The organism is Limibacter armeniacum, assembly GCF_036880985.1.
Lineage (GTDB): Bacteria > Bacteroidota > Bacteroidia > Cytophagales > Flammeovirgaceae > Limibacter > Limibacter armeniacum.
This window is the reverse complement of record NZ_JBAJNO010000001.1, coordinates 26,503-40,476: the sequence shown is the minus strand read 5'-3', so window position 1 is coordinate 40,476 and position 13,974 is coordinate 26,503. Positions and strand designations below refer to the sequence as shown.

Annotated in this window: 8 protein-coding genes; 1 reads left to right on the top strand and 7 read right to left on the bottom strand. The window is 43.0% G+C overall.

Features of this window, described 5'->3' with window-relative positions:
- The gene (locus V6R21_RS00135; protein ID WP_334239737.1) at positions 1-1,305 is read left to right on the top strand and encodes an FAD-dependent oxidoreductase; all 1,305 of its coding nucleotides are present in this window, start codon (positions 1-3) and stop codon (positions 1,303-1,305) included.
- Positions 1,306-1,463: 158 nt separating this feature from the next.
- Here V6R21_RS00135 and V6R21_RS00130 read toward each other — a convergent pair whose 3' ends face one another.
- From V6R21_RS00130 to V6R21_RS00100, 7 genes are all read right to left on the bottom strand, one after another.
- Positions 1,464-3,311, bottom strand: a complete 1,848-nt coding sequence (locus V6R21_RS00130) for a sodium:solute symporter family transporter (RefSeq protein ID WP_334239735.1) — start codon at positions 3,309-3,311, stop codon at positions 1,464-1,466.
- Between the two features lie 169 nt (positions 3,312-3,480).
- Positions 3,481-4,974 carry a SusD/RagB family nutrient-binding outer membrane lipoprotein gene (locus V6R21_RS00125; protein WP_334239734.1) on the bottom strand — a complete coding sequence of 498 codons (1,494 nt, stop codon included), beginning with the start codon at positions 4,972-4,974 and terminating at the stop codon, positions 3,481-3,483.
- Between the two features lie 72 nt (positions 4,975-5,046).
- Positions 5,047-8,280 (bottom strand): SusC/RagA family TonB-linked outer membrane protein, encoded by a 3,234-nt coding sequence (locus tag V6R21_RS00120; protein ID WP_334239732.1) that lies wholly within the window; start codon positions 8,278-8,280, stop codon positions 5,047-5,049.
- Between the two features lie 74 nt (positions 8,281-8,354).
- On the bottom strand, positions 8,355-9,644 hold the full coding sequence (locus tag V6R21_RS00115) for a hypothetical protein (RefSeq protein ID WP_334239730.1): 1,290 nt from the start codon (positions 9,642-9,644) through the stop codon (positions 8,355-8,357).
- A gap of 17 nt (positions 9,645-9,661) precedes the next feature.
- Positions 9,662-11,122, bottom strand: a complete 1,461-nt coding sequence (locus V6R21_RS00110; protein WP_334239729.1) for a DUF5009 domain-containing protein — start codon at positions 11,120-11,122, stop codon at positions 9,662-9,664.
- Between the two features lie 352 nt (positions 11,123-11,474).
- Entirely contained in the window at positions 11,475-12,389 is a 915-nt protein-coding gene (locus tag V6R21_RS00105; protein ID WP_334239726.1) for an ROK family protein, read from the bottom strand.
- A gap of 3 nt (positions 12,390-12,392) precedes the next feature.
- Positions 12,393-13,913, bottom strand: a complete 1,521-nt coding sequence (locus tag V6R21_RS00100) for a DUF4127 family protein (RefSeq protein ID WP_334239724.1) — start codon at positions 13,911-13,913, stop codon at positions 12,393-12,395.
- Positions 13,914-13,974: the final 61 nt, after the last annotated feature.

Genomic DNA, 13,974 nt, shown 5'->3' with positions numbered 1-13,974 from the left:
ATGGAACTCAAACAATCATATGATATTATCGTGGCAGGTGCAGGTATCGCCGGTGTTGGGGCTGCTGTAAAGGCAGGTCGCATGGGTGCAGATGTACTGCTAGTGGAACACTATGGGTTTATCGGGGGGATGTCAAGCGCAGGCATGGTATCGCCATTTATGAAACATGCTATCGATGGCAAGCCATTAGTCAATGGCGTATTTGAAGACCTTGAACATACGATGGTCGGGCAAGGGGGCATGATTGACAATGGCTTTTATGCCAGTGCTTTCCGCTCAGCTGCTGTTGCCCTGCTGAAAGAGGCAGGAGTCACATTCCTTCCACATGCAGAGCCTGTCAAGGTTCACCGTGAAGGAAACAGCATTACCTCGATGGATATTCTGGCAAGCGGGCATATTATCAATGTGGCAGCCAAAGCCTTTATCGATACCACAGGTGACGCCCAGTTGCTCTACCTGGGGGATTTCCCTTGGACAAAGGGCGATGAAAAGACAGGCAAGTTGCAAGCCATGACCCTGTTCTTCCGTATGGGAGGCATTGACATGAAGAAAGCAAATGAGTGGGCCATTCAGAACAAAGAACATTTCCTCTCTTGGGTTGATTTTGAATACGACGAAAAGAAAATCTATTCCATTGCCGGCTGGACCAACTTTGTAGAGAAAGCCAAGGCAGAAGGCAGGTTACCCAAAGCTATTGAGTATGTCTTCTTCACCACACTGCCGGAAAGCGGTGAAGGTTCTTTCAATACTTCCAACATATTGGGACTGGATGCCTCTACCTCAGAAGACCTGACCAAGGCAGAGCTGATGGGCAGGCAGCAGGTAGATGCTGTCGTCAAAATGCTGCAAGATGAAGTGCCGGGCTTTGAAGAGGCTTACCTGCTGGAAACTGCTGTTCAGGTAGGGGTACGTGAAACAAGAAGGGCTATTGGTGACTATGCCGTAACAGGGGATGATATTGCCAAAGGACACAAGTTTGAGGATGTGATTGCGAGAGGCTGTTACGGGATTGACATCCACGGACAGGAAGATGAGGATAGCCGTATGGAAGACCTGCCAGAAGGACAGTATTATGATATTCCGCTCCGATCACTTTTAGTAAAAGATGCGGACAACCTGATGGTGGCAGGACGTTGTATTTCTGCTACTAGAGAAGGACACAGTGCCTTGCGCATTATGCCGACTTCTTGTGCCGCTGGAGAAGCTTGTGGCTCTACAGCAGCATTGGCCGTTCAACAGAATAAGCCTTTAAGAGCCGTTGCCATTTCAGAAATACAGGAAGCTGTTCATTACAATATTCGATAATTGACTTACTATCAAATTTTAAAAGTGTATAAAGTGAAAAAGCAGTGTGGATGTTCCACACTGCTTTACTTTTTTATAATAACGTGAATTATAGATTATACCGCCCTTTCAAGGCTAGAAATTGGCGCAAGCCAACAATGGGCGTTGCCCCAGAAACATTAACTAACCAACTCTTCTGATTCTTTTTCTAATTCTTCCACCGTTACTTCATCAGAAAGATGACGGAACCATACGGTATACAACAACACTGAAAATACCAATGTAATACCCATCAACCACGAAAATAAGTCCCAACGCTTTACGACTAGCATAATACCTGTTGCAAATAAGGACAGCTGCCAGCCCATCGCGATGAAACCACTAATAATGCCTCTCCTATTTTCTTTGTCAATCTGAGCAAGCACTGATGGGCTAAACTGTTTCCGATATTTATGCCACCCTCCTACAGGACGCGTGATATTGTAAAACTTCATCAGTGTCTTGTCGTCTGTTGGTTTGGTGATATATGTACCTAGAAGGCTACCTATAAGCGCCACACTGCTCACCAACAAAAACGAAGTGTATTCTTCCATGTCAGACAATAGTGCCTTGTGGACTATCGCTGCCAACATACCAGCACCTGTTCCGATCGCAAACCCATACCCGTTAAACCTACTCCAGTACCAGCGTAATAATAGTGGTATACCTAACCCTGCTCCTAGGCTCATAGTAATCCAGCTATAAATCTCATTAATACTGCTCACCTTCAAAGTCATCAGTAAGCCGACAAGTACAATCACAATGGATGAGCCTTTACTATGACGCATCAACTTTTTTTCAGACGCCGCCGGATTGATAAATGCCTGATAAATATCCTTTACCCAATAAGAAGCGCCTGAATTGACAATCGAATCAAAAGTAGACATGGCAGCAGCCATCAGTCCGGCAATCAGCAATCCTTTTAACCCGACAGGAATCATATGGTTAATCACATAAGGCAATACCATTTCAGGGTCTTCTATAGGTACACCACTTTTCACCCCGTAATGAATCCCCAATACACATATAGCAGCTACCAATGGCCACCTAAATGCCAACAGAGAAGTCCAAAGTAAAGTCAGTAACCCTACTTCCCTATCTGATTTGGCAGCATAAAAACGCTGTACAATATACCCTCCAGTACCAGATGCTCCCTCAATCACAACCTTCATCAGGTAGAAAATGATGGCAACCCCAAACAGGTTATAGACTGAGTAGCTAGCGTTTTCAGGCAATCCCAAATCCCATTTAGGGATAATATTCGTCCAATCGGATCGGTTAGTGAGAATAGGCTCAAAACCTCCATTCTTCAAAGGAATTGAAATATTGAAAACCTCTGGAAGGTCACCCAGAAAGAATGCTTTAGCACAAACCAATAAAATAGTCAAGAGAATAAGTCCTCCCTGAAACACGTCTGTCCATATTACCCCATAAATACCAGAGCTGACTGTATAAACCATCGCCAAGCCTATCATGATCGATGCTGCCCAAAAGGATGAAGGCAACCCAAGATAATCCTGTAAGCCAAGGAACTCCCCAATGAACTTGCCGGCTCCCATCGCAAAATAGGTTACAATCGCAATAGAAGATAACAGCATGGCTATTGCGGTAATCAACCTTGCGGTTTTACCCTGCGGACCTTCACCAAACCTGGCCTTCATCCACTCCGCTATCGTCATCACCTTTGCCCTTCGGTTCCATTGCCCCATAAAAGTCATCATAAATGCCATGATCAGGACAATGCCTCCCCTGATCTCAATAAAATAGCCCATCGTCCCCAATGCATAGATAAAAGCCACGTTAATCATCGTGCCACTTACATCTAGGTTTGATGCCATACCTGAGGCTCCTAAAGCCCACCAAGGCATTTTTCCATCCCCCAAGAAATAAGCATTGATTCCCTTAGCGGCTTGCCGTTGAAAGTAGAGTCCCACCCCTACCATAGCCAGCAGATAAATAGCTATGATAGTATAATCGATTAATGTCATGTGTTGATCGGTTAAGCCCAAAAATAGTCTTTCAAAAAAGAGCCTTTTGAGTTCCTTTTGTAACCAACCAGCTTCGCCTTTAGCAACAAAAAAGCCAGCAGCCATACCATCGGTACAACTGCCAGCCTTAAAAGAAAAAATAGCCTGAAATATAAATTGTTATCTAGTTTCAGTTCTGTGTATCCCACCACATACGAGTATACTGGGTGTCTCCTCCCATTTGCGTTACTGCCACATTATACTGATCCGAATTGTAGTTTGCTTCATCTGTTGAATATGGAATTCTTCTAGGCATATCCTCATTGCCTGGGAAAGCGTCTACTAATGGCATAGGTGCCGGTATACCTGTTCTTCTCATTTCACACCAAGCCTGCATCGGGTTGGTAAAGAATGCCACCCATTTCTGGGTCATGATTTGCTCCATGGCAGAAGCTGCATTGTAACTTACCTCAGGGGCTGCCATAAAATCTGAAATAGCTGTAGCATCAGTTACCTCAAACTGTTCCATAGACTTCATTATTCCAGACTCATAATAATCCTGTGCACTACCACTAACCCAACCTTTCAATGCAGCCTCAGCCAACAAAAAGTTTACCTCTGCTGAGGTCAGTAAATGGTATGCCACTTCTACTTCCTGTGAATTGTAAGCAGGTCCCACATTGTTGAATTTCTCTTTGAAGTAGTCTTTCTCTGCTGCAAGATCTGTACGAGACTGACCATTTGGAAGTCCTACATACTCACCATCATCATTTGGCTCCGCAAAGCGATACAGACGAGGATCAATTGCTCCACTTGCCGGCTTAAGCTTGTCCATCATAGTCTTGCTTACCCTGATCTCATGCCAATTGTAGACAAAACCTAAAGCATTTTTCACATCATGTGTAACGGCATTCGTAGCTGTTTCACACCACATTTTAGCATTTTGCGAGTTATCTAAAATCAACTCATCCAAAGGAATACTGGATACAACTTCCTGAGCTTTTGCCGCGTCAACATTACTGATACGCATTCCTAAGCGAAGCTTTTGAGCATTGGCAAAGCGGATCCATTTTTCAAGATCTCCATTGAAAAGCACATCTGCTGTACCAAATGAAGGATAGCCCAACCCTTGGTTATCCTTGATCATCTTGATAGCTTCATCCAACGTTGTAAAAAAAGCTGCATAGATCTCAGACTGCTTATCAAACTTTGGCTCGTTATTAATAAATGCCTCTGTATAAGGAATGTCCCCATACATATCCGTCATCAAGCTGAACATATACACATTCCAGATTTTGGCACATGCTAGCTTCATAGGATTCGGGTCAATCTCATTCAGCAGTTTTAGCGTTTCATAATTTAGGTTCAAGGGAGCAAAATACGTTCTGGAGTAATAATAACTCCAAATACCATTACCTGGACTCGGTTCATAGATATCCCCTGAAAATGCCGGCTGAATATTTGCCCAATGCTGTGACCAATAACCTGTTGAGGTCTGATGTACCAACTGATAAACACGGTAGCTAATACCTGCCCCTGTCACTAGAGAACGAGTGAAAAGTAACGAAGGATCAATTGTAGTCGCACTAGTCGGTGAACGGTTTATTTCCTCAAAATCTTCCGTACAAGCTGCTGTCATAAACAAGCACAGCAACATCAGTATATATTTATTGATGGTTTTCATCTTTGGTTTCAATTTTAAAGTTGAAAATTTGGAGAAGAGCTATCTCAATAAATAGCCCTTCAACACTACCCTTTACAATTCTATATTCAGGTTAAAGCCATAGCTTGCTGTCTGTGGGAAGGCAAACATCTCCACCCCTCCAGAATTGTTCGTTGTGACAGCTGACTCTGGTGATACGTTCGGAACATTATTGTAAAGGAAGGCTAGGTTATTACCTACTAATGATAGTGATGCTTTCTTCAGGTAAACCTTATCCAATACAGACTTAGGTAGGTTAAAACCAATTGCGACCTGCTGCAGCCTTACAAAAGAAGCATCATACACAAACGCCTCCGATATTTGAGATACTCTATCCCAATACTTTTGTGGGTCAACAAATGACGATACTGTATTACCTTCTTGATCTACTCCAGTTATCTTATAACCGCCTGTAGGCTCCCATGCATCAGCAGATACATTTAGTGATACCCTATCAGCTTCAGAAGCAGCCCAAGCATCACGGCCTTCTACAGTAAAGTCCAAAGTACCGACCTGTGCACCTCTCAAGTTTGTATAGGAGAACATTTTATGACCAAATTTACCATCAATAAATACATTCACGAAGAATGACTTGTAGCGGAAATTACTACCAAAGCCTGACAACCATTGAGGTACACTATTACCTAGGTAAGCCTGATCATCACGATTGCCCTCTTCTGTAGTAGCAATCATTGGCAAGTTGTTGCCATCCAAAATCATATTTCCAGCATCATCTTTGGCAAACTTAGTTCCGTGAATTGTACCTACAGGGCTTCCTGGAATTGCCTGGATTAGCACCCCACCATATCCACCAAGATTCAGTTTTTCTACATCTTCTGTCAGTTCTTTTACCATCGAACGGTTATGACTAATATTTGCCATCAGTTCCCATTCAATATTTTCGTTATGAACAGGTTTGCCTGTCAAAGCCAACTCGATTCCATCATTGCGAATAAAGCCTGCATTTACCCATCCTGTCTGAAAACCAGAAGATGGTGAAAGCGGTGCTTGAAACAGTTGGTTTTCAGTTCCAGTCTGGTAGTATGCCAAGTCTACAGATATACGATCATTCAACAATTGAGCTTCCACACCCACATCAAAAGACTTGGTCATTTCTGGAAGCATATCATAATTAGGCTTTGAACCTGGGATTGCTCCATAAGGCAAATCAAAATACTGGTCAGGGTTTGTTGTATAGTTGAAATACAATTGATTTGGAGGCAATGAGTTACCCACCCATGCATAAGAAGTTCTGAATTTCAAATAATTCACTGCATCACCCAATCCAAAAGTTTCTGATGCAACCCAGCTAAAACTTGCGGATGGATAGAAAAACGACCAATTATCTGGATTCATCGTAGAACTCCAGTCATTACGTCCTGTCAGATCAAGAAACAACTGATCATTCCAGTCTAATGTCATCATTCCGAATACTGACTGAATCTCTCTCTGTGATTGTCCCTTACTGATTTGTCTGTTGTTGAAGTTATTGACAACATATGCTCCAAAAGGATTAATGATACCTGACTCACTGTTGGCTGCAGTAGAAGTCCACTCAATACGGTTCATACTGGCACCACCCGTCAGGCTGATTCCAAATTGACCTAACGTCTTCATACCATTCAAGATGATATCATAATTGTACTCCCCTCTTGTTGCGTCAGATGTATTGATTGTCGCCAAGCCATTCCCCTTGTAAAGCGTATTATGATGGGTATGTTTTTGTCTGTTGTCTACATAATAGTCTGCACCTGCTCTGAATTTCAGGCTCAATGCATCCAACGACGATCCACCAAACAAGCTTTTCAAATTCAAGTCACCTTCAACAAAAGCAATTGCACGGTTACGCTCATCATTGTTCAAGTTCAGTTCTGTTGCCCAATATGGGTTCTGTGAAAGAGGGCTTGCCGCAAATGCTGGTGCATCACCATTTACTGTCAGTTTACCATCAATGTGCTGATACTTATTCGTGTAATGAACAGGATACCCATTTACTGTTATGTAGTCTGACATCTGATCCAATGTGATGGAACGTGGTAACTGCATAATAGAGTACATAGGGTTATCTGGTGAACCTGCCAAGTTAGGACGGTTAAATGCTTTTTGGTTGATAAAGTTTACTTTGGCATCTACCGTAAAAAAGTCTGTGAGCTTTGTTATTGCTCGCAAATTCATTGACAGTTTATCAAAATTACTGTTCGGCATTATTGATTCATTGTCCTGCTTGGAAGCAGAAAAATAAACTGTTCCTATATCCGAGTTTTTACTGATTGAGATACTATTTGTCCATGTATAGCCATCCTTGAAGAAGTCTCCTATTGGATTTTCTGAATTTTCAGAGAGCACTTGCTCTTCGCCCAAAAAATTGGTTACAGTTTCAGCACCTGTCATTTTTGCACCCCAACTCAGGTTAGAAGTAGTGATAAACTTTCCTCCAGCGCCTTGCGAGTAGCTATTTTGGAAAGAGGGTAATATCGCTGGCTTTTCCATCACAAAATTGGAATTCACCGCAACTGAAATCCCTTGCTTCTTACTTCCTTTCTTAGTGGTGATCATAATAACACCATTCTGACCTCTAGAACCATACAATGCCGATGCAGCACCGCCTTTCAATACTGAAATTGAAGCAATGTCATTCGGATCAATGTTATTGGCTGCATTACCATAGTCAAATCCACCATACTGTCCTGCTGATGTTCCTCCATCATTACTAATTGGCACACCATCAATCACATACAATGGCTGGTTGTTACCTGTTAAGGAGTTAGAACCACGAATCGTTACATTAGTCGATCCCGTTGGACCACTACCTGAAGTACTCACATTTAATCCAGCCACTTTACCTGATAGAGCATTCAATGGAGATGTCTGTACTACAGCTGAAAGCTGGTCACCATTTACTTCCTGCATGGCATAACCAATCGCTTTCTTATCCCTTTCAATACCCAAAGCTGTAACAACCACTTCCCCTAACTGATGAGCGTCTTCTTCCATCACAAGGTTGATTGCAGTCTTATTACCTACCTCTATCACTTGAGAGTCAAACCCCAAATAACTGAACACAAGGAAACTCTCATTCTCCTGAAGTTTTACCTTGTACTTTCCATCAAGGTCTGTAATGGTACCCTTGGTAGTACCTTGTACCAATACACTTACTCCTATAAGTGCTTCTCCCTGGTTATTGGTCACTGTACCTGTAACCATGCGTTCCTGCGCAAAGGCTGAAAGCGTCAACAGCATCATTAAAATACCGAGGAGCCCAGTCCGTATCGTCGTTTGCTGATTCATTTTCATATTATTCTGTCATAAAGTTTAGCCTAACTGAGTAGGGTTCTATCAAGATTTGATTATGATTGTGGATATTATTCTATAAGATCAATGAGCTCTTCAGCTGTAACAGCCGCTTTCCTGCTATCCAATTCAATAACATAGCAGTAGCCTTTCCCCCCTTCCTCTTTAAATGCTTCTACCAATCCTGTTTGAGAGGATTCCAACAAGGTTCCCGTTTCTTCAGACCACAACTCCAGTGCAGTCAGACAACCCAATGAAGGGGTCATTGGATAAAAGGATTCATGTGCAAAAAATGTCGGGTTGATCGTAGAACCATGGGCTATAATTTCAGACCTACCAACTTTTCCAGCCCAGAAAGCCTGTTGTATTGGACGGTAGCCTTGCCATGATTCGGGGAACAGTTGATTGTACTGCATTAATGTCCATTCAGGATTTTCTACTAATGAAGCACCTGCCAATTGTATTTTCTGATGGAAAAAATCTTGAACACTGGTTTCAAATGGCAGATACATTTCAAGTGTAGGTGAAGGCCCTATAAAGACATTCTCAGAATGTCCAATCTCTGCAATTGTATAGACTCCCTGTGGGCTATTCCCATTGGTGATATAGGAAGGCATATCTGAGGCAGATAAAGCCAACTGCGGAAAGCAGACTATTTCCCCCTCATCATTCCTAACAAAAGTTCCATTTGCTCGCTGAACGATCGCCAGTCCTGTATACTTCCTATCAGTGCGCTGAAAAGAGTACACAACTGGCAATTGGTGCGTTTTCTGAAACTCAATCAGAGGTTTTAAATCAGGTCTATTGGCTACCTTTTCTTCTTTGGTAAATATCGCGTCTTCTATAAGGCATACCAGCATTGGGGACATTGCCCAGTCCGGAAATCGTTGCTCCAACTGTTCCAATAATCCCATGCTATCAGTTCCAGCCCTGATCAAATAATGAGTAGCCATCGCTAACAACTTGTGATTGGTTTCAGTTGAGAACACTTGTTCCATTTCAGCCTTAAAAGCAACAGGGTAAAGCGTGTAAACAGCTTCTAAAAGTCCTCTTCTGAATGACGCAGAACGGAAGTTATATACGCTAAAACATTTCCTCAGTCCATCCTCTATTTTGGGTGAAACGGTATGCGACATGCCCATTGCCCAAAAAGCTCCTTGCCAAACACCTTCATTGGCAGAGTCAGGCTGAAGAGCCAAAGCCTGTCCTATTAGTTCATGGTCAAGTTTTTCCCGAAACTCCTTTCTTTCTGCTGAAGTTGTTCTCTCAGCATACAATGTGTTTGTATGCTTCTTTTCTGCTTGCTGGCAAGCAAAGGTCAACAGACATAATAGGAGGATATGTATAGTAGGTATCTTCATCTCAATTGGTATTTAAATCAGGTTTTCCAAAACAGTTGCTTCTTTGTAAACCAAATGGCAATCCATATATCCAATCCTGTGATCACTAAGCCCCTCATCACTCCCAACCAAGGGTGAATGTCCTGCATGGCATCGAGTGGCTGTATCAAATGCAGTAATGACAGGATTGGCAACACAACAAAAGAAGCGCCCACATACCCAACCATCGGGTTTTGACCAGTCATGACCAACCACTTTAAAGCGGATGACCACTTCATAAAATCCAGTGTGATAGAGAAAAAAAGATAAGTGAATATGGCTAGCCCTACAGTGACGAAATAGTAGCTGAGTGTCGGTGAGTCTTTATGAATTCCTCCTTCATATGCTTCAAAACTGATTCCCAATAACAACCAGTAGATTCCCCACTGTGCGAGATCGAAGCAATGTTTACCAAAGTCAGACTTCATGCTTTTCAGCAGCCAGAAAAGTCCACTACAGAGTAACAGGTCTACCACCAAAGTAGTAGTTAAATAGCGTCCGTACAGACCTATAAGATTAACCAATAAGGCAGTAAGCAGTATCGCTACCGTTCCATACAAACGATTGTATTCATTGACGGACAGTGCTTCTTCGTGTTCACCTTGTTTGATCCATTTGATAATCAAGTCCCCTACAATAGTGCCTGGTATCACGATAAATAGGTATTGGCAGAAGTAGAATGTGTACAGCCAGCCAGCTGGAGTCAGGTTCCAGAGCCAAAGGTTCCAACTGTCACTTTCGGTGTGAGCTAATCGCATCGCTAACAGCAGCCCCATTATACCTAGACGCAAAAGCATATGCTGACGCGTCAACAACCAGATCAAGGCTCCAAAAAATGCCATATTCGCCAAGACCAGTATAATGATATCAGATCTGTTAGGAGAAAACTTGACGCCATAAAATGCTTGCACAACCCAAAGTGCTATTCCTGCCAAAAGGAATCCACTCACTTGAACAATTCTAGCATTTCGGGTTTGCAGTTTTTTGAATTTGGTAAACACCATAACCATGATGCCAAATGCCACAAGAGAAAGTCCCCACACACTTGCATCAGGGTTACTACTCAATGTCCATGGTTTCAGGTGTTGCAAAAAAATGGCAAAGAAAACCAGCAAGGCTGCCCTTTTAGTTGTTTGCCAAAACAAAGTAGGAATACGTTCCCCTCTACTGATTCTTGAGGATAGTGCAAAAGGGAAGGCTGCTCCCATTGTAAAAAGAAAGAAAGGGAACACGAGGTCTACCCAAGTTATACCCACCACTTCTGGTATATATTTGAAAGATGGTGGCCCTACCTGTGCATGAAACATCCAACCAGGTAATGTATCAAGATGTGGAATAGCTCCTGACAAGATCATCCCGACCATCGCCAAACCACGAAGGGCATCCAAAGCCAAAACCCTTGGGGTCTGCTTATTGGACTTGCCGACAGATGGCGCTGAATGTAAGGTCGCTACAGGCATCTCGTTACTTGATTAAGTGTTAAAAATCCTCTTTTCAGAATAAGGAGTAAGGAGATGATGCTTTGTAACTACTGAAAGTTGAAAAATTTTGCCCCGTAAAGAGTTTATTGAGCACAAAGAGATATAAAGCATTGTTTTACAATCACTAACAAAAGAAGTGATGTGTCATTTTTCAATATTTTATTTTGCGCTATACAACCTTCTTATATAAATCTGTCGTCAGAAAAAGTAACCTTTAAAGCATGGTAAAAGTCAAATGGTAGATTGACTTATAGCGTTTTATAAAAAAACTAACCTTCCCAATAGGGAAGGTCAGTAAACCGTAACATATCTATGAAAATGAAAATTTCTTTTATTTAACAAGCAGGCTTACTGCTCCCAGCATCCCTGCTTCATTACCACAGGTAGCCATTGCTATTTTTAAGTTTTTTCTGAATGATGGCATGAGCAGGTTCCCTAATTTCTGCTCCAATTTGTCAGACAAAAAAGCTCCCTGCTTTGAGACACCACCCCCCAATACGATCAGTGAAGGGTTAAAGATATGGCAGAGGCTAGCCAGCCCCAAAGCAATATCACCAGTCCAATCCTCAATGAGAGATACAAAAACCTCCTGACCAAGCTTTGCCTGTTCAAAAATCTGTCTTCCGTCTAGCTCCTTGGTTGGTCTTCCATCCTGTTTCAACCTAAGCTGAGCTTCCTTGACCAAAGCACTGGTAGAGGCATACTGCTCAAAACACCCCAACTGTCCGCAAGTACATGCCTTACCATTGCGTTCAAGCCTGATGTGCCCAAACTCTCCTGCAGATCCGGTACTGCCATGATATATCTGACCGTTGGTCACAATGGCACCACCAATACCTGTTCCAATTGTCAGACATAAAAAGTCTTTGACACCTTCCCCTGCTCCTTTCCAAGCTTCTCCTAATGCAGCTGCATTAACGTCATTCTCGACAGCAACAGGTATTTGAAACCGCTCTTCCAGTATACTAGCAACAGGCATACCTGTCCAACCTGGCAATGTATCTGTCGCAAATTCAATACTACCTGCTTGTACATTAACTTGCCCCGCAGTACTGATACCGATTCCCACCAGTGGACCAGACTTATGCCACAGTGTTTCCACTAGGTGGATAACCTTTTCCATCAGCTTCTCTCCTCCCTTATGGGCTTCTGTAGGTGTTTCATATCGAAACAGTACCACTCCTTCTTTATTGATGATACCATACTTGATACTTGTACCGCCTATATCAACTGCTGCGTAAAGCATATCTTATGATTGAATTGATAGATTGATTCCGATCTCGAACATTCTGTGCCAAGGGGAGAATACTGCCACCTGATCCAGCTGGTACTGACGGAAGGAATGTTGCATCATCTCACTCCAGAGCTGACGCATGCGACTTTCCATCTCCAGGTTGATTTCTTTTTCCTTGTTATTAAAGTCATAATAGGAAGCGCCAATTGACGGGAGGTAATGTTTCACCATATCCATCCTTATGGCTGTCTGATATGCCCAACCTTCCAGCAAGTGATAGATCTTGTTGAAGTCAATCTCCTGCTGACTGTCAGCCTCCAATCCGATGATGGCTGTTGCCAGCACCGTTCCGATGGTATTGCAGTTGGTATTCCAACCTGCATAAGCAAGTGTCTTGTTCCAAAGGTTCAAGTCATCCATCAGTTGTACCAGTTCTGTCTCGCCACCATTGGCAAACGCCACATCGGCAACAGCCACTTTCTTGCCTTGCGCCATCAGCGCTTCAATCTGTGCTGTGAAGTACCTCAGGTTTCTGAAAGTAGAGTATGTGATGTCCTTGACAGGATTGTCCCATGCCTCCATCATCACCTTGCCTGCTGTATTGACAGCCAATACAAAGTCTGCCTCTGCTGCATTGTCCACCACAATGGCGCCAGCTGCCAAAATATGAGAGCGTAAAGATTCACCCAACGGACGGTCCTCATACAATGGGATAATGGTTTCACTGTGTACTGAGCTAAATAGCAGGTATATCTTTGGCTTGTGTTTTCTCAGTTCTGTATAAACCCTTGCCAATAAGGTACAACCTACCTCATCTGCACCCGGATACATATGTACCTTGGCTTGCAGTCGCTGACTGATTACCGCTCCTACTACTTCTTTCTGATCCAAAGCAGTAAAGCCATATGGTGCGGAATCATCCTGCGGTATGGAGAGAAACTCTATCACACCTTCCTTCACCAGTGAAATGACTTGCTTATTGATCGCTACATTTTTCTTTCTACGCTCGCTATAGTCTGCCAATACTTCTTCCGGCAATTCACGGCTGATCTGTTCAAGCTTTGACGCCTCCTCAGCAGTTAGTCCTTCTCGCTCCTTCTTGTCTGTAAACCAAGCCCAGTTGAAGATTCGCTCCCCATAATCTGCATAGTAGTCAGGCTCCTCCTCACTACTGTCATAATGCGGTGTACGCATGATCAAGTTGCTGGCATAAATCCTGAACTCAGGGTGATGCTCCTTCAACGTTTTCACCTTGTTAAGTGTGGCCGTCAGCTCTTCAACACTTGCTTGATGCAAACGTGAAGGCAACAAGCCACCATATACCAACATCTCAATGGAAAAAATACCTGCGTCACATGTCGGTGCCTGCTGATTGACCCAATTCCACAGTTTGCTGATATCTGCTGGAGTCTTCTTCTGGCTCAACAGTTCCATTGGTGGTACAACCAATTCCATTTCTTGCTGTAAACGTCCGATCATCTGTGGATACAGATAGTTACAAGGACGCTCATCCAGCGGTATATACAATATTTTCATTTTTCTGTCTTGTTGAAAAGGTCCTCCGAAAGTGTTCTAAGGGAAAGTGAAAAGCGACAAA

Excerpts from the sequence above, each read along its gene's own strand:
- V6R21_RS00135 (WP_334239737.1), top strand. The coding sequence starts at position 1 with ATGGAACTCAAACAATCATATGATATTATCGTGGCAGGTGCAGGTATC.
- V6R21_RS00130 (WP_334239735.1), bottom strand. The coding sequence starts at position 3,311 with ATGACATTAATCGATTATACTATCATAGCTATTTATCTGCTGGCTATG.
- V6R21_RS00125 (WP_334239734.1), bottom strand. The coding sequence starts at position 4,974 with ATGAAAACCATCAATAAATATATACTGATGTTGCTGTGCTTGTTTATG.
- V6R21_RS00120 (WP_334239732.1), bottom strand. The coding sequence starts at position 8,280 with ATGAATCAGCAAACGACGATACGGACTGGGCTCCTCGGTATTTTAATG.
- V6R21_RS00115 (WP_334239730.1), bottom strand. The coding sequence starts at position 9,644 with ATGAAGATACCTACTATACATATCCTCCTATTATGTCTGTTGACCTTT.
- V6R21_RS00110 (WP_334239729.1), bottom strand. The coding sequence starts at position 11,122 with ATGCCTGTAGCGACCTTACATTCAGCGCCATCTGTCGGCAAGTCCAAT.
- V6R21_RS00105 (WP_334239726.1), bottom strand. The coding sequence starts at position 12,389 with ATGCTTTACGCAGCAGTTGATATAGGCGGTACAAGTATCAAGTATGGT.
- V6R21_RS00100 (WP_334239724.1), bottom strand. The coding sequence starts at position 13,913 with ATGAAAATATTGTATATACCGCTGGATGAGCGTCCTTGTAACTATCTG.